This window comes from Sorangiineae bacterium MSr11367 (assembly GCA_037157805.1).
GTDB lineage: Bacteria > Myxococcota_A > Polyangia > Polyangiales > Polyangiaceae > Pendulispora > Pendulispora rubella.
Window position 1 is genome coordinate 13,296,425 of record CP089983.1, and the last position, 21,306, is coordinate 13,317,730.

Annotated in this window: 19 protein-coding genes; 15 read left to right on the forward strand and 4 right to left on the reverse strand. The window is 65.2% G+C overall.

Annotation, left to right across the window (positions count from 1 at the left end; all coding sequences use genetic code 11):
* The first annotated feature begins 12 nt into the window (after window positions 1–12).
* Window positions 13–1,482, forward strand: a complete 1,470-nt coding sequence (locus tag LVJ94_51800; protein WXB10824.1) for a PLP-dependent aminotransferase family protein — start codon at window positions 13–15, stop codon at window positions 1,480–1,482.
* Between the two features lie 8 nt (window positions 1,483–1,490).
* Here LVJ94_51800 and LVJ94_51805 read toward each other — a convergent pair whose 3' ends face one another.
* Entirely contained in the window at window positions 1,491–1,874 is a 384-nt protein-coding gene (locus LVJ94_51805) for a hypothetical protein (protein WXB05370.1), read from the reverse strand.
* Between the two features lie 286 nt (window positions 1,875–2,160).
* Here LVJ94_51805 and LVJ94_51810 point away from each other — a divergent pair, with 286 nt between their 5' ends.
* The 5 genes from LVJ94_51810 to ptsP all read left to right on the forward strand — a co-directional run bounded on the left by LVJ94_51810 (window position 2,161) and on the right by ptsP (window position 7,729).
* Window positions 2,161–2,937, forward strand: a complete 777-nt coding sequence (locus LVJ94_51810) for an IclR family transcriptional regulator (GenBank protein WXB05371.1) — start codon at window positions 2,161–2,163, stop codon at window positions 2,935–2,937.
* Window positions 2,938–3,039: 102 nt separating this feature from the next.
* A complete protein-coding gene (locus LVJ94_51815) occupies window positions 3,040–3,816 on the forward strand; it encodes an aquaporin (protein ID WXB05372.1) in 777 nt (258 codons plus the stop codon).
* A 12-nt stretch (window positions 3,817–3,828) separates the two neighbouring features.
* Complete coding sequence (gene dhaK / locus LVJ94_51820; protein ID WXB05373.1) at window positions 3,829–4,827, forward strand: dihydroxyacetone kinase subunit DhaK; 999 nt, start codon at window positions 3,829–3,831, stop codon at window positions 4,825–4,827.
* Between the two features lie 2 nt (window positions 4,828–4,829).
* Window positions 4,830–5,456 (forward strand): dihydroxyacetone kinase subunit L, encoded by a 627-nt coding sequence (dhaL, locus tag LVJ94_51825; GenBank protein WXB05374.1) that lies wholly within the window; start codon window positions 4,830–4,832, stop codon window positions 5,454–5,456.
* Window positions 5,453–7,729 (forward strand): phosphoenolpyruvate--protein phosphotransferase, encoded by a 2,277-nt coding sequence (gene ptsP / locus LVJ94_51830; GenBank protein WXB05375.1) that lies wholly within the window; start codon window positions 5,453–5,455, stop codon window positions 7,727–7,729. Before dhaL ends, ptsP begins: the two co-directional genes overlap by 4 nt.
* A 166-nt stretch (window positions 7,730–7,895) precedes the next feature.
* Here ptsP and LVJ94_51835 read toward each other — a convergent pair whose 3' ends face one another.
* Window positions 7,896–8,900 carry an AraC family transcriptional regulator gene (locus tag LVJ94_51835; GenBank protein WXB05376.1) on the reverse strand — a complete coding sequence of 335 codons (1,005 nt, stop codon included), beginning with the start codon at window positions 8,898–8,900 and terminating at the stop codon, window positions 7,896–7,898.
* A gap of 254 nt (window positions 8,901–9,154) precedes the next feature.
* Here LVJ94_51835 and LVJ94_51840 point away from each other — a divergent pair, with 254 nt between their 5' ends.
* From LVJ94_51840 to LVJ94_51850, 3 genes are read left to right on the forward strand one after another with little or no spacing between them, the layout of a single operon-like run.
* Window positions 9,155–9,583 carry a GNAT family N-acetyltransferase gene (locus tag LVJ94_51840; protein ID WXB05377.1) on the forward strand — a complete coding sequence of 143 codons (429 nt, stop codon included), beginning with the start codon at window positions 9,155–9,157 and terminating at the stop codon, window positions 9,581–9,583.
* Between the two features lie 19 nt (window positions 9,584–9,602).
* Window positions 9,603–10,463, forward strand: coding sequence for an isocitrate lyase/PEP mutase family protein (locus LVJ94_51845; protein WXB05378.1), 861 nt, complete (start codon window positions 9,603–9,605; stop codon window positions 10,461–10,463).
* A 3-nt stretch (window positions 10,464–10,466) separates the two neighbouring features.
* Window positions 10,467–11,066 carry an urea carboxylase-associated family protein gene (locus tag LVJ94_51850; protein ID WXB05379.1) on the forward strand — a complete coding sequence of 200 codons (600 nt, stop codon included), beginning with the start codon at window positions 10,467–10,469 and terminating at the stop codon, window positions 11,064–11,066.
* Here LVJ94_51850 and LVJ94_51855 read toward each other — a convergent pair.
* Window positions 11,048–12,016: an isopenicillin N synthase family oxygenase gene (locus LVJ94_51855; GenBank protein ID WXB05380.1), complete on the reverse strand. Its 969-nt coding sequence runs from the start codon at window positions 12,014–12,016 to the stop codon at window positions 11,048–11,050. The two genes, LVJ94_51850 and LVJ94_51855, sit on opposite strands and share 19 nt — an antisense overlap.
* A gap of 148 nt (window positions 12,017–12,164) precedes the next feature.
* On the opposite strand from LVJ94_51855, the gene LVJ94_51860 reads away from it, so the two are divergent.
* Entirely contained in the window at window positions 12,165–14,285 is a 2,121-nt protein-coding gene (locus tag LVJ94_51860) for a TonB-dependent receptor (protein WXB05381.1), read from the forward strand.
* Window positions 14,286–14,439: 154 nt separating this feature from the next.
* Window positions 14,440–15,126, forward strand: coding sequence for a class I SAM-dependent methyltransferase (locus tag LVJ94_51865; protein ID WXB05382.1), 687 nt, complete (start codon window positions 14,440–14,442; stop codon window positions 15,124–15,126).
* Between the two features lie 167 nt (window positions 15,127–15,293).
* Here LVJ94_51865 and LVJ94_51870 read toward each other — a convergent pair whose 3' ends face one another.
* On the reverse strand, window positions 15,294–16,013 hold the full coding sequence (locus tag LVJ94_51870; GenBank protein ID WXB05383.1) for a polyprenol monophosphomannose synthase: 720 nt from the start codon (window positions 16,011–16,013) through the stop codon (window positions 15,294–15,296).
* A gap of 140 nt (window positions 16,014–16,153) precedes the next feature.
* Between LVJ94_51870 and LVJ94_51875 the strand changes: the two genes are divergently transcribed.
* From LVJ94_51875 to LVJ94_51890, 4 genes are all read left to right on the forward strand, one after another.
* Window positions 16,154–17,965 (forward strand): GAF domain-containing sensor histidine kinase, encoded by a 1,812-nt coding sequence (locus LVJ94_51875; protein WXB05384.1) that lies wholly within the window; start codon window positions 16,154–16,156, stop codon window positions 17,963–17,965.
* A 71-nt stretch (window positions 17,966–18,036) separates the two neighbouring features.
* Window positions 18,037–19,320 carry a L,D-transpeptidase gene (locus LVJ94_51880; GenBank protein ID WXB05385.1) on the forward strand — a complete coding sequence of 428 codons (1,284 nt, stop codon included), beginning with the start codon at window positions 18,037–18,039 and terminating at the stop codon, window positions 19,318–19,320.
* A gap of 74 nt (window positions 19,321–19,394) precedes the next feature.
* Complete coding sequence (locus tag LVJ94_51885; GenBank protein WXB05386.1) at window positions 19,395–20,357, forward strand: hypothetical protein; 963 nt, start codon at window positions 19,395–19,397, stop codon at window positions 20,355–20,357.
* 210 nt (window positions 20,358–20,567) lie between these two features.
* Window positions 20,568–21,305, forward strand: coding sequence for a PIG-L family deacetylase (locus LVJ94_51890; GenBank protein WXB05387.1), 738 nt, complete (start codon window positions 20,568–20,570; stop codon window positions 21,303–21,305).
* Window position 21,306 lies beyond the last annotated feature (1 nt).

A 21,306-nucleotide genomic window follows, 5' to 3' on the forward strand; every position in this document is an offset into this window, starting at 1 on the left:
CGGGCCTACGTGATGGTACCAGCGCAACTTCGGCTCGACCGGCGGAACACGACGACGTTGACGGCGCAATTGGTGGACCAGATCCGCCGCGCCGTTCTCGAGGGCACGCTTCCTTCCGGGCACGCCCTGCCATCGTCGCGCGCCCTCGCGCGCGATCTGGGGATCTCGCGCAATACGGTCATCGCAGCCTACGAGGCCCTCGAAGCCGACGGAACGATTCTCGTGGCCGCCCGCCGCGCACCCACCGTGGCCGATGTCGCGAGCGCCATCCGCGGCGTAGCCCTGGGACCCTCCGACGACGACCCGCACTTTCGCATCTCGACGAGCGCGGCACGCCTCGCGTCCTTCATCTCCGACGAGCGCCTCGACGCGCTCTCGTCGGCGGCATCCCGCGCGCGGCCGTTTCGCGTCGGTGAGCCGGATTTATCCCTCTTTCCGTGGAACGTCTTCGAACGCATCCTGGTTCGATGCTGGCGTGCCCTCACACCGCTCGACAGCCTTGGCGCCGACCCGCGGGGCAACCTCGCACTGCGCCGCGCGCTGCTTCGACACCTCGCCGTTGCCCGCGGTGTGCGGGCATCCGTCGAGCAGGTGTTCATCACCGAGGGCTCGCAAGGGGCGCTGGATCTCTGTTGCCGAACCCTGCTCGATCCCGGAGACCTCGCGTGGCTCGAGGACCCGTGCGCTCCCTCCACGCGCGCGGCATTGTTGGCGCTGGGGGCGCGGATCGCCGATGTTCCCGTGGACGAAGACGGTGTGTGCGTGGCGCGAGGCCGCCGCATGGCTCCGCGCGCGAAGTTGGCCATCGTCTCGCCCTCGTACGCGTTTCCGCTGGGCGTGCGCCTTACGCTGGCGCGCCGGTTGGAGCTCTTGTCCTGGGCGCGTTGGGCGGGGGCGCTGGTCCTAGAGAACGACTACGAAGGCGAGCTGCGTTTCGAAGGTTCACCGATCCCCGCGTTGCAATCTCTGAGTCTCGAGCACGGCGGGCGGGTGCTGCACATGGGGTCGTTCAGCCGATCCACGTTCCCTGCGCTGCGCCTGGGATTTCTCGTGGTTCCGCGCTCGCTCGTCCCGGCCTTTGCGCGCATGCGCGCGGCCACCACGCGCTCGCCGCCGTACCTTCTGCAAGCGGCGCTGGCGCAGTTCATCGAGGAGGGCCACTATGCGCGCCACCTGCGCCGCATCAAACAGGCGACCCGCCGCCGTCGCGATGCCCTCGTTGGAGCGCTTCGAGCGGCACGCGCCGACGGCGAGACGCTGTACGTCCCGCACGCCGGCTCCGTGCTCACGTTGGAACTGCCCGCGACGGTCGACGACCGCGCTCTCCTTCGAGCTTGCGCGCGCCACGGCATCGAGGCATTGCCCCTATCCGATTGCTCCACCGCGCGGCGCAGGGGCATCGTGCTCGGCTTCGGCGCGCACTCCGAAAAAGAGCTGGAGCAGGCCGCCCGAAAGCTTCGAGCCCTTTTGCCAAAGCCGTGAACGATGGATCAGCCTGCGGTGTGATAATAATATTTGCACTTCGCTTTTCCGTTCTTCCAATCGTACAAACGGAAAACGTGGAATAGCTCCGGGTGCTCGCGCAGGCTTTCGATGGCGTAATCGAAGCCGCGATCGTCCCCGGTCCACGTGGCGACCACGTGCTCGAGCGGACCTCCAAATCGTTCCGAGGTGTTGAAACTGAATGTCCGCGCGGCCAAGTCGACCTCCACGTCCCACATGGCAATGCGATCGACACCAGGTTCCGCGGCTGCGGTTCGTATCGTGTCGCGTTCACTTGGTACCGATTCCGCCATGGCCGGCGCGTCGACGGCCAGTACAGCAACGACGGCAAAGGCGCCCACGGAAAGTGAACCGAGTATCCTCTTTGACATGGCAGACCTCCTGGAGAGGGAAAGTAAGAATCGCTATTCGTACCTATGAATCGATTTTGAAATCCAATCAACAATCAATATCCATAACGACGAACGTGATGAACTCACATCGCTGATTGGATATGCATCTGGCGCGCTTCGTCCATGGCGGATGCCTCCGAGCGACCACGACGCACGAAGGGCGGGCTCCGGGCGAAATCTCCCGTCGGAACGGATCGAGCCAGCTCGCGCCCGGGTTTTCGGCTAGACTCGGAACACCGTTCAGGAACACCGAAAGACCTTCACCATGCTCGTTCAATCCGTCCGCCGCGCCACGAAGATTCTTCAGGAGCTTGCGACCGCGGGGCCGCGCATGGGGGTCACCGAGCTGGCGGAGCGCGTGGGCGTGGCCAAGCCGACGATGCACGCGTTGCTGCGCACCTTGGAGGCGGACGGTTTGGTCGTGCAAGATCCCGAGACGGGGAAATACCTGCTTGGGCCCGCGCTGCTCCGGCTGGGCAATGCGTACCTCGAAACGCAGGAACTCCGTGGGCGTTCGCTCACGTGGGCCGATGCCCTGGCCCAGCGCACCCGGGAAGCGGTTTGGGTCGCGATCCTGACGGGCGACCGCGTGTTGGTCGTGCACCACGCGTTTCGTCCCGAGGGGGCGGTGCAAATTCTGGACGTCGGCGCGAGCATCCCGTGGAGCACGTGCGCGCTCGGAAAAGCCATTGTGGCGTTCGCGGCGCCTACTGAGACCGAGCGGCTGCTCAAAGCGGAGCTGCCCGTCCTCACCGGCGCGAGCATCGCCGATCGAAAGAAGCTGCGCGCGCAGCTCGAGCAGGTTCGCCGCGTGGGGTGCGCCTTCGAGGATCAAGAGTCGGCGCTCGGCGACGCCGGCATCGCGGCGCCCGTCTTCGATCGATCGGGCCGCGTCGTCGGCGCCATGGGCATCGTCGGCCCCGTGGAGCGATTGCTCGCCGAGCCCGCGCGCGAGGAGCACGCCCTCGCCGTGCGCGAGGTCGCACGCAACCTCTCGCGCGATCTCGGCGCCCCACGCAACCCATCGCAACGCAGCGCGTAAAGCGCTCCACGCCCGCCATCGATGCCTTGACAGTAGCGGAGCTCACGGTACGTTTCTGAACACCGTTCGGTAATAACGAACGACATTCGGTAGGAGGACGTGATGGCCGACGAGAACACGTACGCTCAGAAGCTCCTCGCGGAGGCGTTGGGCACCGCCGCATTGGTCTTCATCGGCGTTGGCTCGGTGCCGGCCACGTCGATCGTGGGAGGCTCCGCGCCGTTCACCATGGCCGAGCTCGGGATGATCTCGCTGGCCTTCGGCATGGCCGTCGTGGCCATGGTTCACTCGATTGGCCACATCTCGGGGTGCCACATCAATCCCGCCATCACCCTGGCCTTTGCCGTCACACGCAGGATGCGGTGGCGGCAAGTACCCGGATACATCGCGGCGCAAGCCGTCGGCGCGACCGTGGGCGCCGTGGCCATCGTGGGCGTGCTCGGGCGCGAGGCGGTCCGCGCGGGATTGGGCATCGTGACCTACGGCGCGGGCGTCCACGCCTCGCAGGCCTTTTTCGCGGAGGCCATCGGGACCTTCTTGCTCGCCTTCGTCGTCTTCGGCGCCATCGATCGTCGAGCGCCATCCGGCTTCGCGGGGCTGGTCATCGGATTGGCGGTGTTCGCCATCATTCTTCCCGTGGGGCCGGTGACATGCGCGGCCATCAACCCGGCGCGGGCCCTCGGGCCGATGGTGGTCGGCCAGGCCTACGGTGGTACCGTCCATTGGGAACAGCTACCGGTCTACGTGTGCGCCGAGATCGTCGGAGCCGTGCTCGCAGGCCTCGCGTATGCGAGGCTCGACGCTACGTCCCGTGTTCAGGATCAGGAAAGCTCAGCAAGGCAAGAAGGCCAAGAAGTTCAAGAAGTTCAAGAAGGGTAGGGAAAGGGTCCGATGAAGAAATTTCTCAACAGTGCCGAGACCGTGATGGCCGACGCCCTGCTCGGGTTGGCGGCCGCGCACCCCGAATTGCAGGTGGACCTGCAGCAGAAAATCATCACCCGAGCCGGAGGCCCGCGGCGTGGCAAGGTCGGGTTGGTCTCGGGTGGCGGCTCCGGGCACGAGCCTCTGCACGGTGGATTCGTTGGAACCGGCATGCTCGATGCGGCCGTCCCGGGCGAAGTATTCACCTCACCCGTGCCGGACCAAATCGTGGCCGCCACCACGGCGGTGAACGGCGGCAGCGGCGTCGTGTACATCGTCAAGAATTACACCGGCGACGTGATGAACTTCCAAATCGCCGCCGAGCTCGCGGGCGATGCCGATATCAAGGTCGAGACCGTATTGGTCAACGACGATGTCGCCGTCAAAGACTCGACGTGGACCGCCGGCCGCCGCGGCACCGGCGCCACCGTCTTCGTGGAGAAGATCGCCGGCGCCCTCGCCGAACGCGGTGCGGGCCTCGCCGAAGTGGCCGAGGTGGGCCGCAAGGTCAACGCGTCCTCGCGCTCTTTTGCCGTAGCCCTCACGGCGTGTACCACGCCCGCCGCGGGCAAGCCGGGATTCGAGCTTCCCGCCGAGGAAATGGAGGTCGGCGTCGGCATTCACGGCGAACCGGGGCGCCGCCGCGAAAAAATGTGCAGCGCCAAGGACATCGTGGCCACGGCGATGGAGGCCATTCTGTCCGACCTTCCCTTCGCGGCGGGCGATTCGACCATCGTCATGGTGAACGGATTGGGCGGCACGCCATTGATCGAGCTTTATGTGCTCTTTGGCGAGGTCGCCGCCACCCTTCGCAGCAAGGGCATCGTCATTGCACGCAACTTGGTGGGCAATTACATCACGAGCCTCGACATGGCTGGTGCATCCATCACCGTATGCAAAGCAGATTCGCAACTCATCGAATTATGGGACGCACCGGTGAACACGCCCGGGCTGCGATGGGGAGTGTGACGATGAATACCGCATGGGCACTCGCGTGGATGCAGGCATTGGCCGCCGCCATCGAAGAGCAAACGGATTATCTGACCCAACTCGATTCGGCGATTGGCGATGCCGACCACGGTGCCAACATGCGCCGCGGTTTCGGGGCGGTCCTGACGGCGTTGAATGGCTTTTCCGCCGAAACCGCGGGAGATCTGTTGATGAAGGTCGGCGGTACGCTCATTTCGAGTGTCGGCGGCGCCTCCGGGCCTCTGTACGGGAGTGCCTTCCGCGCCATCGGCAAAGCGCTGCGGGAGCCGTCTCCTTCGGCCGAGCAGTTGCGCGGGGCGCTGGCCGACGGGCTGGCGGCCATTCAGCGGCTGGGGGCCGCAGTGCCGGGGGACAAGACGATGGTGGACGCTTATGCACCGGCGCTCGCAGCGTTCGAGGAGGCGCTGAAGCAGGGTGAAACCGCGGTCGCGGCGGCGGCACGCGCGGCCGATGCCGCGGAGGAGGGGGCGCGGGCGACCGCGTCGTTGCAGGCGCGGAAAGGTCGCGCGTCGTACTTGGGGCCGCGAAGCGTCGGTCATCAGGATCCCGGCGCCACGTCCACGGCCCTGATGTTTCGCGCCCTCGCGAAGGCCACGGCCGCCTCATGAGGGTCGGCATCGTCGTCGTCTCGCATAGCGCACGCCTCGCCGAGGGCGTATGCGAAATGGCTGCACAAATGGCGCCCGACGTCGCGATTCATCCCGCCGGCGGGACGGAGGAAGGCGGCATCGGGACGAGCTTCGACAAGATCCTCGCGGCGGCGACGAACGCCAACGGCGGCGCGGGGGTCGTCATCTTGTACGATCTGGGAAGCGCGAAAATGAGCGCGGACCTCGTGGCCGAGATGGAAGACGGCGTCCGCGTCGTCGATGCTCCGCTCGTCGAAGGGACGATGGCCGCCGCGGTCACCGCCCAGGGCGGCGCGGACATCGATGCGGTGGCCGCGTCCGCAGGTGGACCTGCGCAAGCCGAGCCCGCGCGCGCGCCCGTGGCATTGGCCACCGCGCGCGTCTTCACCTTGCAAAACCCGCTTGGCCTGCACGCCCGACCCGCAGCGCGCCTCGCACGCATCGCGTCCGAGCACGGTGTTGCCCTTCGCGTGGGGCCCGAAGGCGGGGGGCTCGTGGATGCGCGTTCGATCCTCGCCGTCGTGGCGCTCGGCCTTCGCGGGGGTGCCACGATGCGGATCGAAGCCGAGGGCGAGAAAGCCGCCGCCGCGCTTTCGGCCATCGAAGTCGCGGTTCGCGATGGCTTTGGCGACGCGCCCGTGGCGCGGCCGTCGTCCACCCACGCGGCGGTGCCGGGATTGGCCATCGGGCCGATTCGGCGCCTCCGCGCGGCCGAGCCCATCGTGCCCGAGGTGTCGGGCGATCCGGCGACGGAGGCCAAGGCCTTCGAACGAGCGCTCGCGCACGTGGGGCGCGAACTCGGCCGCGAGCACACGGATCTCGCCGAGGCGCATCGTTTGCTCCTTTCCGATCCGGAGCTGCTCACCGCCACGCAAACGGCGATCGCGTCGGGGTTGGCCGCCGCACCGGCTTGGTGGCGATCCGTGCAACATGCACGCAATGGCCTCCTGCAAAGCACCGACACGCTCGTGGCCGGCCGCGCCATGGACGTGGTGGACGTGGGGCTGCGCGTTTTGGCGCAGCTCACGCCCGATACCGTGAAGGTCGATGCAACGGATTTCCAATCGGCCATCGTCCTTGCGGACGATCTCACGCCGTCGATGGTGGGGCAGCTGGCCGATGCCGGCGTGGCGGGCATCGTACTGGCGCAGGGCGGGGCGACGGCCCATTCCGTCGTCGTGGCGCGCGGACGGGGGCTGCCCATGCTCGTGCGCATGGGCGAGCTGGCCGGCGTGCCCGATGGGGCCATGGCCATTTTGGACGGAGATCGCGGAGCCCTCGTCGTGACCCCTGCATCCGACCTGCTGGCCGAAGCGCGTGCCCGACAGCTGGCCGCCGTCGCCGCACATATGGTCGCGCTGGAAACCGCGCACGCCCCGGTGACCGCACGCGATGGTCGCACCATCGTGGTGGCGGCCAACGTGGCCTCCTTGGCCGAAGCCCACCTGGCCCGCGAGCGCGGTGCGGACGCCATCGGGCTCTTGCGCACGGAATTGTTCTTCGTGGACAAGGCGAATTTGCCCACCGAGGACGAGCAGATGGCGCAGCTCGCGGGCATCCTTGCGGCCTTCCCGGAGCGTGAGGTCACCATTCGCACCCTCGACGTGGGCGGCGACAAGGACATTCCCGCCCTCGGCCTCGATGCGGTGATCCACGGTTTTCTCGGGTTACGCGGCTTGCGCCACTCCCTGGCGCATCCCGAGATACTTCGTATTCAATTGCGCGCCATTCTGCGTGCCGCCGCCTCGTGGAAGGGAACCCTTTCCGTCATGGCCCCCATGGTGACGACGGCGGACGACGTCCTCGCCTTTCGTGCCGCCGTCGCCGATGCCGCGCGAAGCCTGGAGGGCCAGCCGCATCGCCGCCCCGACCATATTGGGATCATGGTCGAAGTGCCGGCCTGTGCGGTCGCGTTCGATTCGATGGCCGCCCACGTCGATTTCGTCAGCGTGGGGACCAACGATCTCGTGCAATACATGATGGCGGCGGAGCGAACCAACGCGAGCGTCGCGAATTGGTATCAGCCCGATCACCCGGCGATATGGCGCACGCTGGAGGGGCTGGTGCAATCCGCGGCCGGGAGAAAAGTGGCCGTATGCGGAGAAATCGCTGCCAAGCCGGAGTTTGCCCGCCGCCTCGTAGCCCTGGGGATCGCGGAGCTCTCGATGGCGCCATCCTCGATTCCCGCCATCAAAGCAGTATTGCGCGCCGAATTGTGCGCCAACGTACCTGCGGGACCGCGCCAAACGTAATTGGACGGTCACACCGCTGTGAACCGATGCTCTCGGTTTCCCTGGTTTTCGTGCCGAATGCCTCGAGGTTGCATTGGTACGGCAGCTGCTAAGCCGGGGCGCATGAAGGAAGTACCGTCGGATCAGGAGTGGAAATGGGGGGTGGTTGCGGCCGTCGTGGCGGGCGTCACCTGTCGTAGCGCCTCGGGTTATCGTGAATCCACGCGCGCGGGGAATGTCCGGTCCAGCGGCGGAAGGCGCGGGTGAACGAAGCCTGTTCGCGAAATCCAAGTGCGAGGGCGACCTGGGCGAGCGGAGTCGGTGTGGACTCCAGCATGCGAATGGCTTCCTCGTGGCGCACCTCATCGAGCAGCAGGCGGTAGCTCGTTCCCACGTCTCGGAGGCGTCGCTGCAGGGAGCGAACGGACATCGATAGGCTGCGCGCCAATTGGGCTTCGCTCAACGTCGAGCCCCGCAGCAGATTGCGCAAGGTAGTGCGGGCCACGAGGAGCAACGAGGGAGGAAGCGCACGTGCCTCGTGGACGGTGCGTCGGAGAACGCGCTGCAGACGAGGATCGGCGGTTCGCAGGGGAATCGCGCATGCGGTGTCGGCGAGGCAAAGGCTCGAGCTCGGACTTCGGAAGCGCACCTTCGTGCCCCATAGCTTCTCCCAATGGCCTCTATCCGTTACCGAGCGGCGCACGAGATTCACCTGAATCGTCGGAATCGGCTCCACGGCCAATGTTTGCAAACGCAAGAGTATCGCCGCCAGTGTGAATTCATCGCTGACCTCGAGCCCCTCGAAGATCCTGGCATTGTGGACGCGAACCCAAACGCGACCTCGCCTGCTCCGGTCGATCTCGAGAAGCATCCCTTCCCCCACGAGGTCGAAGTAGCGCGCGAGCGCATCGAGCGCCTCACCGATCGAAGCGGCCGATGCAACGAGGTAATCGAACAATCCAAAGGAACCCAATGGCAGTCGTTGGGCCACCTCGATGCTCAGCGAATCGCGGCCCGTGAGCTCGAAGGCGTGGCCCCACATCCGCGCGAACTTCTCGTCCGAGAGATGGGCCGTCGTATCGGCCAGATCCCGCAGCGCGATGCCGGCATGTGCGCGGATGGTTCCGGCATCGAGGCCAAGCATCCCGAAGCCCTCGAGCATCGCGATCGCCGACGTCACCGGAAAGGGCATCAGGTCGGCGCCATGGCGGATTGTCGCAGCCGGACAAAATTCGGGCGCGCCGGGACAAGCAGGGACACCCCCGCGTCGCCACCGTTTCGAGCATGGCGACACCGTCTTTTTCCAAACCCGCCCGGATACTCGCCCGCGCGTTCCAGGATGATCCGCTCCACGTTCGAGTCGACCCGCCACCCGAACGACGCCGGCGGGCGTTGCCGTCGCTGTTTCGATGCGTGCTTCGTCACGCCCATCGATATGGAACCGTGATGGACGAGGAGTCCGCCGTGCTCGCTTGGCTCCCGTTGGCCAGCGCGCATATGTCCTTGATCGATCAGGTCCGCTGCGGCATCTGGACTTTGCCCGCTTCGTGGTCGTGGGGCCCACTCCTCGCGATGGGCAAGCACGAGGAGCAAGCCGTCGACCTGGTGTGTGCCAGCGCGCCCCGCGATGCGGCCTATCTCTATATCGTAGGGGTCGCGCCCGAAGCAGCCGGCCGCGGTCTCGGCAAGGCGATCATCGTTCGTGCCCTCCGCGACATGGCTCCCCAGTTTCGGACGTGCATGTTGAAGACCGACCAACCCCGCAACGTGCCGATGTACCGACATTTGGGCTTTCACGTCGTTGCACACGAAATCGTTCCTAGCTCCGGCTCTCCCGTTTGGATCATGCGCCAGGACCTGTCCACGGCAACCTAAATTGTTCTACAAGAACACCATGTCGAATTCCATGACGCCCGCACGTGCCTTTCGACGCTTGCTCGAAGGTACGGACCTCGCCGTCGCACCCGGTGCCTACGATGGAATCACGGCCCGGCTCATCGAGCAGGCAGGCTTTCCGCTCGTCTACATGACGGGGGCGGGGACTTCGGTTGCACGCGGCTACCCGGACTATGGGCTGCTCACGCTCACGGAAATGGCCGACAACGCGGGGATCCTCGCGCGCTCCGTTTCCGTGCCCGTTTTGGCCGATGCCGACACGGGATACGGCAACGAGCTCAATGTCACGCGCACCGTGCGCGAATTCGAATCACGCGGTGTGGCCGGCATTCACCTGGAAGATCAAGTATCGCCCAAGCGGTGCGGGCACCTGGACGGCAAAGACGTCGTCCCGCGCGACGCCTTCGTCTCGAAGATTCGGGCGGCCGTTGCCGCCCGCTCGAACGCGGACTTCGTCCTGGTGGCCCGCACGGACGCCGTCGCCGTTCACGGCCTCGACGACGCGATCGATCGCGCCAACGCCGCGTTGGACGCCGGGGCGGACGTGGCCTTCGTCGAAGCGCCGACGCAATTGGACGATATCGCGGCCATCCCGCGGCGGGTGCGCGGCCCTTGCTTGCTCAATGTCGTTGGCGGCGGAAAAACGCCGATTTCCGATCTGCGCGACGTCGAATCGATGGGATACCGCATCGCCATTCTACCGGTACTCCTGCTCGGGGCCGTGATGCAGGCCGGCGACGCCGTTCTCCAAGGGGTGAAAACGTCGCGCCGGACCCCCACCGGCGGAGCATCGATTCGGGAGGTATTCCGCCGCCTCGGCTCCGACGAATGGGATACCATCGGCCGCGCATCGGAGTGAACCATGCCCCTCGAGACCATTCCTGCCGGCCACGGCACCCACATACCTCTCGAACGAGGGAAAATCCTGCGGGTCATCGATCCGGAGGGCGGCCAGAGCGGCGATCTCGTTGCATTCCGCGCCGGCGATGTGACGGAATGGCTCTCGAATGGCCGTAGCTTCGATTACGGGGCCAAAATCTACTTCTCCACCGGCGACGTTTTGTATTCGAACAAGAGCCAACCCATGCTCACCATTGTCCGCGACGATGTGGGGCGGCACGATTTCCTATTCACATCGTGCAGCATCGAGATGTTTCGCATTCAATATGGCATCGAAGGATACCATTCGAACTGCATCGACAACATTTGCAATGCCCTCCAGCACCTCCGTGTGAAGCCGCACATGGTGCCCACCGCGTTCAATTTCTTCATGAACGCCAAGGTGGCGCCGGATGGGCGGATCACCATCGAAGCTCCGTGCTCGCGCGCGGCCGACGCCATCTATTTTCGCGCAGAGATGGATCTCGCCATCGCGCTGACCGCGTGCCCCGCCCCATCGTGCAACGGCGGTCCCCCGAGACCCGTCGCCTACGAGATCCTCGATCACCTTCCGCCGAGTTGACGCGTGGCCAAGTGCGGAAAGACCTTGGAGACTTTCTCGAGTAGGTACTCGCCGTAGGTTCCGCGAAAATCGAACACGCTGCGCCCATCCCAGCGCGGTGGCTCCTCGACGGAGGCACGCGGCACGAGCGGGCGCACCTCGGCGTCGAAGCTCGGGTCGAAAAAGAAGGGGAGCGAGAGCCGATCGCGCGTGCTCGTGTTCTTCACACGGTGCGGTGTCGAGCGGTATCGGCCGTAGGTCATTCGCTCGAGCATGTCGCCGATGTTGCAGAGGAAGGTCCCCGGCAACGGCGGCGCATCGATCCAGCCGTGGGCCGTGCGCACCTGCAATCCACTTTCGTCGCTTTGCTTCAAGATGGTGAGAAGACCGTAATCGGTGTGCTCGCCCACACCCCATCGCGGTGTTTCCGCCCGCTCGGCGGGATAATTGAAAATACGAAACAGTGTGAGCGGCTCCCGGAGTAGGCTTTCGGAAACGTCCCCTGGCGCGAGATCGAGGCTCTCGGCCATGCCCGCCATCAACCGGTGCCCGAGCTTCGTCATGGCCGCCATGTACGAAAGGACGGCCTCGCGAAAGCCATCGAGCGCCGGAAAAAGATTCGGCCCGTGGAGTGGCAGGCCTGCCTGCACGCGCGGGTCCGTGGCACCCAGTTCCGCGCCGAAGTAGATGCCCTCTTTGGAATCCGGAACGCCGGACGTCAATTCACCACCGACCGGAAAATAGCCACGCCACGCCCGCCCGCCGTGCTCCATGGCCATGCCCATTTTCTCTTCCAGCGGCCGCGCGAAAAACGTCCGCGCCTGCGACTCGAGCTCGCCCTGCAGCGACTCGGACACGCCATGGTTTCGCACGTAGAAAAATCCATCGCGCTCGCATGCCATGCGAAGAGCCGACGCGACCTTCGGACGCAGCCCCTCGAGATCGATGATGGGGAGCTCGGGGTTCGACATGTTGCGAATCCTACAAGATTCGAACGATGACCTCGCCGCGGGAGGTGATGCAAACGCTTGACACCGAGCGGCTGAGGTGAAAATGACATTCACAATCATGAACCAATGTCCCCGGACGCGCCGGAGAGGTGGAGTCCGCGCGTGTGCGTTGATCGCTTTTCTATTTGCGCTTTCGAACGCCCATTTCGCGTTCGCGCAAGAGCAAAACAACCCGCCAGCACCCGAGCCGCCGCAGTCCGACCCTGCGCCTGCGCAGCCCGACCCCGCGCCTGCGTCGCAGCCCGAACCGGCAAAGCCCGAACCGGCAAAAGCGGAACCCGTGCAGGAAGTCTCCGTGCGCGGAGATTGGCTCGGCGATGCGACGGACAAGCGGATCAAGTCGTACCCCGGTGCACGCACCGTTCTCGATGAAACGGCACTTCACAAGTCCGGTGCGCGATCGGTGGAAGATGCCCTGCGCGCGGTACCCGGAGTGCGTGTTCACGATGAAAGCGGATTGGGCATTCTGCCCAACATTGGCATCCGCGGCCTGTCCCCGCAGCGCAGCGAGCAGGTGCTCATCCTGGTCGATGGGATTCCCATCAATGTGGCCCCCTACGGTCAAACCGGGCTGTCGCTGTTCCCGGTTACATTGGAAAGTATCGAATCCGTCGACGTGGCGCGCGGAGGTATCGCCGTACGCTATGGACCGAACAACGTCGGCGGCGTCATCAACATTCACACGCGGCGCATTCCCAAGAAGCTCACCCTGGGCGTCGGCGAAACGGTGCACATGGGCGCCGACGGCCGCTTGCTCAGCGCCACGTACGCGCGTGCGGGCGGATATGTCCTCGAAAATCTCGGCCTGCAAGCCCAACTCGTCGAAGAGGCCGGCACCGGCTACCGTCCCCGCTCCGGCACCCGCGTCGACAACGTCATCCTCGACGCCGATTGGAAACCCTCGAAGGAGAATCGCCTGACGGGGCGTTTCCAATATTACAAAGCCGATACCGATCTTCCGGGCGCGCTCACGCCCGCCGCGTACGAATCCAACCCGAACCAATCGCAGCGGCCGTTCGACCGCTTCGAAGGGGACACCCTCCGCGGCTCGGCGTCGTGGACGCTCTCCTCGGGCGATCACGAGTTCACCTGGACGAATTTCGTCAATCAGAGTTACCGCTCGTTCGAATTCGGCAGCCCGATCACCGCCGGCGTGCCCGTTACCGCCCGCTCCACCTCGCCGCGGCATTTTTTCGTCGTCGGCTCGGAGCCTCGCTACACCGTCGTGTTCGACGCGGCCGTGCACCACAAGTTGACGGTGGGCGCCCGTTACGTCCACGAGCAACTCGGCTACAAGAGCGACGTCTCGACCTTCGCCACCGGGCAATACCTGGTCGATAATCTCTGGGACTTTCACGACAATGCGCTCGCCGCCTACGTGAGCGACACCCTGGGCATGCTGGACAACCGGCTCGAGATCACGCCGGGCGTCCGTGTCGAGTCCCTCGGTTTGAGCTACCGCGACCAACAGACCGGCAAGGGCACGACCAACGTGACCAACGACGTTCTGCCGGGAATCAGCCTCGGATACCGCGTTGCCGAACCAGTATTTCTCTACGCGAACTACAACAAGTCGTTCCGGCCCGTGCAGTTTACACAGATTACCTACGGCGGCGAGCTGCGGCCCGAATCGGCGATCAACTACGAGGTGGGCACGCGAATAAGCCCTATCCCCGACTTGACGGTGAACGTCACGGGCTTCGGCATCGATTTCCGAGACAAGCTCGAGTTCCAGGGCACGAACATCGGCTTTCGCAATTTGGGGCGGGCGCGCCACCTCGGGGTGGAAACCACCGTCAAGGCGGCGCTGTCGAAGCAATATGCCGTCGAAGCGGGGTACACGTACCTCGACACGGAGCAGCTCGGCGGCAAGTTCCCGGGCAACGAGCTTCCGTATGCCTCGCACCACCAATTGTCGGTTCGTGCGCGCTACGCCGTTCGCAACTTCACGTGGGTCGTCAGCGGCACGTACCAAAGCAGCGCCTTCTCCGACGGCGAGAACACCCACGTCGAGACGCCCGACGGCACCAAGGGCCCCATCCCCGATTATTGGCTGTGGAACACGCAGGTGACGCGGCAATTCGACGTAGGCCCGACGAAGGTGCGCCTCGCCTTGGCGGTGAACAACCTGCTCGACTCGCGCTACTATTTCCGTAGCGTCAGCTACAGCAATGGCCGCATGCCCGGGCAAGGACGCTCCGCCTTCGTGCGGCTCGAGCTCGAGCTGTAGCGAAATGACCTCAGGCGTGCTGGTCAGGTGGGGCCGTCGGAACGCGACAGGCGCGCCAAGCAGTGCTACCGTCGCGCCGGTGTCGAACGCGGCTTCTTCCCTACATGATTCGTCCCATCGTCCGCCGGCCAGCCGGAGGCGCGTTTTGCCGCGCTTGAGCATCGCCTCGGAGACGCATTTTTCCGCGCCGGAAGTTTACGGCAGCAAGGCCATCGCGAACATTGCCCGCGCGTTGCCCTTCGTGGAGCGCGCCTACGCCAGCGTTCGCTTCTCCATCCTTCGTCCCAAGCTTCTCAGCGTCATGGACCTGATGCTCACCGACGAGGGGCGCATCCTCGACGTGGGCTGTGGCTTCGGCCTTTTCGCCGCCTACTTCGGCCAGACGCAACCAAAGCGCTCCATCGTCGGCATCGACCCGAACGCCCGTCGCATCGACATGGCGCGCGAGGTCGCCAAGTCCCTCGGTTGCACCGCCCACCGCTTTCACGTGGGCGACGTGCGCGATGTTCCGCTGCAGGGCAGTTTCGACGCGGCCTACGTGCTCGACGTCATGCACCACATCCCCGCGGAAGATCAGCTCCCCGTGCTCGAGCGCCTGCGCGATCTGCTCGTTCCGGGCGGCGTGCTCCTCATCAAGGACATCACCACCGAGCCGCGTTTCGGTCTCCTCTTCACCGAAGTCCTCGACCGGCTCATGGTCGGCTGGAAAGAGCCGCTCGCGTACCGCCACCACCAAGACTGGGGCGGGATGCTCACGTCCCTCGGCTTCAAAGTCCGCATCGTCCGCGTCCCCGACGTGCTCCCATACCCGCACGTCGTCATCGCCGCGACGAAGCTTTAGCGGCTAGAAGAATGGGGGGATTGAACAGGAAGACGGGAAGGCGGGAAGGTTTTTAGATTTTCAGTTCGCGCAATGGGCCAACTGAAAAACCAAAAAAAGCCTTCTGCGGCGTGCTGTGCCGGTTCCCTTCCCGTCTTCCCGTCTTCCTGTTCAATCCCCCCATTCTTCTAGATTCGCCCGGTGAGCGATTCGTAGCGGAGGCGCCAGACGACGCCGATGGCTTCGACGAAGATCTTGCGGCTCATTTTGGACGCGCCCAAGGTGCGGTCGACGAAGACGATGGGCACTTCCTTCACCTTCATGCCGCGGCGAAGGGCACGGTAGGTCATCTCGATCTGGAAGGAGTACCCGTTGGAGTGCACCGCGCCCAACTGGATCGCTTCCAGCGCGCGGCGCGAAAAGGCTTTGTAGCCGCTGGTCAGATCCTTCACGCCGAGGCCCAAAATCGTGCGCGAATAGATGGACCCGCCTTTGGAGATGAAGTGCCGGCCGAGCCCCCAGCCTTCCACGTCGCCGCCGGGGATATTGCGCGAGCCGATCACCACGTCCGCGCCGTCGTCGAGTGCCTGGAAAAATGCGGGGAGGTACTTCACGTCGTGGGACAGATCCGCATCCATCTCGAAGAACTGGTCGTACCCCTCGGCCAGGCCCTGCAAGAAGGCCTGGATGTAGGCGGTGCCCAGCCCGAGCTTGCCGGCGCGGTGGAGCACACGCACCTTCTTGTCCTTGGAGGCGATGGCATCGGCGATGTCGCCTGTCCCATCCGGGGAATTGTCGTCCACCACCATGATGTCCGCCTCGGGTGCCGCGTTCCGGACGGCATCGATGAACCGAGGAAGATTGTCCTTTTCGTTGTAAGTAGGCGTGACGATAAGGGTCCGTTTCATGGCTCTCTAGCGATGGGTCGGCGGTTCCCGCTGCAGGTGCAGGGCGGGGTGAACGTAACGGCGTCCCCCGGAGGCTGCCTCGTCGGGACTCCTGCTCGTAGCCTCTCCTCGTCACCAGGTCAAACCAGTAGAATGGTGCGGTGAGCGTGAAGAGTCCGGTGCCGATTCCCTCGAGCCCGCGGCGCGTGGGCCTGGAATCCCGCGTGGCCGAGCTCGAAGAGGCACTCGCCCGCGAGGTGCGCGTCACCAACGCTCTGCGCGAGGTGGGCCTGGCGCTCGGCACCACCCACGATCTCGACCAGGTTCTCGAGCTGATTCTCGAGAAAATCACTGACGCCCTCGATGCCGACCGCGCCACCCTGTACCTGCTGGACGAGGCCAAAGACGAGCTGATCTCCCGCATCGTGCTGGGCGACGAGGTCCGATCCATCCGCCTCAAAGTCGGCCAGGGGATCTCGGGACATGTGGCCCGGACAGGAAAACCCCTCCACGTCAAGGACGCGTACAAAGATCCGCGCTTCAGCCCCGAGTTCGACCAGCTCTCGGGCTACCGCACCCGGTCGATTCTGGCCGGCCCCATGAAAAACCACCTGGGTCGGACCATCGGCGTGATTCAGGTGCTGAACAAGCGGCGCGGCGACTTCACCACCGACGATGCGGCCCTTCTGGCGGCGCTCGCCACCCAGGCAGCGGTTTCGATCGACAATTCACGCCTGTTCCTGGCGACCATCCAGAAGAACATGCAGCTCATCGAGACCAAGGAGCAACTCGAGCGCCGGGTGCGCGATTTGAAGCTGCTCTTCGGCCTCGAAAGCGCGATGGCCCGGGCCTCCTCGCTCGAGGAGCTCTTTTTCGCGGTCCTCGGCGAGGCGATGCGCTCGTGCGAGGCGCGCGCCGCCGGTGTGGCCCTGCGCGATCCCGTCTCGGGGGAAGTCGCGATTCACTTGGTGGACGACAAGCACACGCGTCTTCGCCGGGTCGTGCTCGACGAAGGCCAGGGCCTCGTGGGCACGGTCATGCGCCGCAACGACGTCGTCCTCGTGCGCGCCGACGGGGACAAGCGCGCGAGCAAGCTCCTCGACGACAAACTCGGCTTCCCGTGCCAGTCGGCCTTGGGGGTCCCGCTCGAGGGCGAGGAGGGCGTCCCGATGGGCGCCGTCGTTCTGTACAACAAGCGCCACGAGAAGCAGTTCACCGACGAAGATCGCGGCCTTTTGCAGCTGATCACGGCGAATGCATCGACGGCGATCCAATTGCAACTCGCACGCGAATCGCGCGAGCGCGAGGAGCGGCTCACGACCATCGGCCGGCTCATGTCCGGCATGATCCACGACTTGAAGACGCCGCTGACCGTCATCCGCGGGTACCTGCAGATGATGCAGAAGGAAGATCGCGCCGAGACGCGTGAGTCCTACGCCGAGCATGCGCTGAAGCAATTCGAGCATCTGAGCTCGATGACCCGCGACGTGCTCGAGTTCGCCCGCGGCGAGCGCACGGTGCTCATTCGCAAGGTGTACTTGAAGGAGTTCTTCGATTCGCTGAAGGCGCAGCTCGAGCCGGAGTTCCAGCGGCGTGGCCTGGAGCTGGTCATCGAACTGAACGACAAAGGCACGGCGCGCTTCGACGAGGGCAAGCTGCTGCGCGTCATCCACAACTTGGCGCGCAACGCCGAGGAGGCGATGGCGGACAAGGGCGGGCGCTTGTCGATCAAAGTGTCGCGGGAAAAATTGCCGGACAATGCCGTGGTTATCACCTGTTCGGACACCGGCCCGGGTATTCCCAAAGAAATCGAGCACCGGCTCTTCGAGTCGTTCGTCACCAGTGGGAAAAAAGGCGGCACGGGCCTCGGGCTGGCCATCGTGAAGAAGAGCATCGAGGAACACGGCGGATCCATCACCGTGCACTCGACGAACCGCGGCGCCACGTTCAAGCTACGCCTTCCGCAGAAGTAGAGGGCCCTCGTTCCATGGCGACTCAAAAGATGCAGGTTGCACGTATCACTCGTGTCTCGTGGGCGGCTGCCATGGCGCTTGCCGCGAGCGCCGTCGTTTCGCCCGCGCACGCCGATCGCGTGCGCCACGAAGTGCCGCCATGGACCGAGCCCAACGACCTTCCGCTGTCGTCGTGGATGCGATCCATCGTGACGACGCGGGGGGAGCCGGCCATTTTTTCCGTGCCGGGAAAGCTGGACACCCGCCGCGGGACGATGCTGCCCAACGCGCGCTTGCCTCTGTACGGGGCCAAACGCGGAGCGAATTGCAGCGGGCGCTGGCTTCTCGTGGGGCCGCTCGCGTGGGTGTGCTCCGACGTGGCCGACCCATCGCCCGAGCCCGCGTGGTCGGCGAAAGATCGCGAACGCTGGGCGAGCGCACCGACGAACGACGGTCTGCCGTTCCGCTATTACCTGGTCGGGCAAAACGGTGCCTTCGGTTACGAGGACCCTGCGCGCGCCGAGGACGATGCACCGGCGCAGGAGTACGAAGCTGGATTCATCGTCGCGGGCGCCGAAGAGCGCGCCGTGGGCGGCGCCCGCTGGATCCGCACGCCGCGCCGCCGCTGGATTGCGCTGCGTGAGCTCTCGCCGATCAGCCCTGCGGGCTTCCACGGCGAGAAAATCGCCGACGAGGCTCGCGCCGTCGACGTGGCCTGGGTCGTTGCCGACAATGCGAAAGTCCGCCGCGGCGCCCGGGCCACGGAGGCCGTCGTGGGCACGCGCCCGCGCCTCACGCGCGTCCTCTGGAAAGAGGAGCGCGCGGCCGCCGGCGGCGCCATGGTGCGCATTTCCGAGGATGGCGCGAGCCCCGAGGAATGGATGCTCGCGCGCGATCTCGCGCACCCGACGCCCTCGGAGCGGCCCACCGATGTCGCGGCCGACGAGCGATGGATCGACGTCGATTTGGCGACGCAGACGCTGGTCGCCTACGTGGGCAACCATCCGGTGTACGCCACGTTGGTCTCGACGGGACGCCCGAACAAGGGCGACGTCGAAACGGCGACCCCCAAGGGCGCACACCGCATTTGGGTCAAGCTGACGACGACGACGATGGACAACTTGGAGCGCGAAGACGCCGATCGTCGTTATTCGATCGAGGACGTTCCCTACGTCCAATTCTTCGACAAGGGCGTCGCCCTCCACGGTGCCTTTTGGCACAAAGACTTCGGCCGCGTTCATAGCCACGGATGCGTCAATTTGGCACCCATCGATGCCGAATGGCTCTTCAACTGGACGGGACCGCATCTGCCTGCGGGCTGGAGCGCGGTGTTTCCCACGGTGCTGGAGCCGGGCACGATGGTGCGCGTGCGCTAGATCGCGACCGCCGGTCGAATGTTGAGCCCTGGGCAGAGGGCCCGAGCACTCTAGAGAGTGCAGTGCGGACTTTCTTGGCATACGCCGTCGCGTTCGTCGTCGGTCTTCCCGCTTCGAAGGCCGAGGCGCACGACGGGCAGGCCGATGATCCGGTGCGGGTCGTGGTGTTCGGCCGGCCCAATGCGAGCTTCCTCGCACGCATGCGCGCGGAGCTCGAGTCGCTGGGGTGGCAAGTCTTCTCCCCGCGTCCGCGGGCCGACCACGCAGGCATGGCCCCCTCGCGCGCGGAGCTCGAGGCCACGGCCCGCGAATTTCGCGCGATCGCCCTCGTCGAGATCGACGATGAGTCGGCCCTTCACGTGTGGGTCATCGACGCCGCCGGCCATGCGCGTCCCGTCGAAGTGCTGCAGACGCCCGCGGAGGACATCACCGCCCTGCGCTCGGCGGAGGTCGTTCGCGCGGCCGTGGAGTATCGACCGACCACGCGCGCCACCGAGCCCAGCGCCAGGCCCTCCACGCCGCGCAAATTCGCATTGGGCGTGGGGGCGTCCATGTTGGCGATGCCGTATGGGGGCATGTCGCTGGGATGGAACCTTCGTTTCGAGGCTCGTTACGAGTTCAAACCGACCCTCGGGATTGCGGCGTTCTTCGGAATGCCGCTGGCGCCTTCGAGGTGGTATGCGTCCGACAAATCGACGGATATTCGCGCGTGGCTCGGGGGCGCCGGACCCGTTTTGATGTGGCACTCGAAGGAGGAGCTCTGGGCCGTGCGCGCCGGCTTCGGCCTCGCCGTCGCCGGCCTTCAATTCCGTGGCGCGGTCCACGAAGGCGGCCACGAGGTGTCACCCCGCGGGCCCGTGATCATGCCCTTCGTGCAGCTCGAAGCGGGTTTGCGCCTCGTGGCGAATATCCATTGGAACGCGGGCATTCTGGTCGGCCAAGGCTTGCCGCGCACCATTCTAAAGGCGGAGGGCGACAAAGCCGCGTGGGGGCAACCGCTCACCATGGTTTCGACGACCCTCGACGTGACCTTCTAGGCGCCGCGTAGCGGGGTGAGCGCGGGCCGCGGGCATTCGCCCCACGTGCCGAGCACGGATTTCGACACGCGCGTCGATTTTCCGATCCCACGGGGGTCGTGTGGACACTCTCAAGAATAGAAACACACTCGGTGTTTATCCCGTTTGGTGGGATGGATTGCTTCTCGATAGCGCGCAGATTCATTGCGCACTTGCGCGGATGGGAAACCCGTGACGACGCGAAGAAACGTTTTGCTTGGAATGGTGGGGCTCTTTGCGGCGGCTTGCTCGCCGCCGCCGGGGCCGGGAGGTCGGGGCTCGGGCACGGTGGTTTGCATCTGCGCGCACCCGGACGATGCGGAATCCGGCTGCGGCGGGACGCTCATTCGCCTCGTGAGATCCGGTTATCATGTCAAAGTCATTTACACGTTCGCCGGGGGCATTCCCGGCAAGCGTGGCAGGGAAGTCGTCGAGACGCGGCGCGAGGAAGCGAAGCACGCATGCCATCTCATGGGGGCGGAGCCTATTTTTCTATTCGATGAAAATGGCACTTCGAAACTCGACACCCCCTGGCTCCCGACGCTCGTTGCCGACTTGAAGAAGGCAGACCCCGAAATGATCTTCGCGCACTGGTCGATGGATTCGCACCCAGACCACCAGATGGCGGCGCTCCTCGCCTTCCGCGCCGCCCAGGGGCTCGACGCACTGCCGGAAATGTACTTTTTCGAGGTCGAGCACGGACGCCAAACCATGGCGTTCGACCCCTCCGTCTACGTGGATATCACGGCCGTCCGCGCCGATAAGGTCAAAGCCCTGATGGCCCACGAGAGCCAAGACCCCATGAAGCTCTACAAACGCGACCACGAGCAAATGGAACTATTCCGCGGACGCGAAGCGGGCTACGGCGCCGCGGAAGCCTTTATCCCATTGCGAGCCGGCTACACGCGCCTCACCGACGCACTCGATTGAG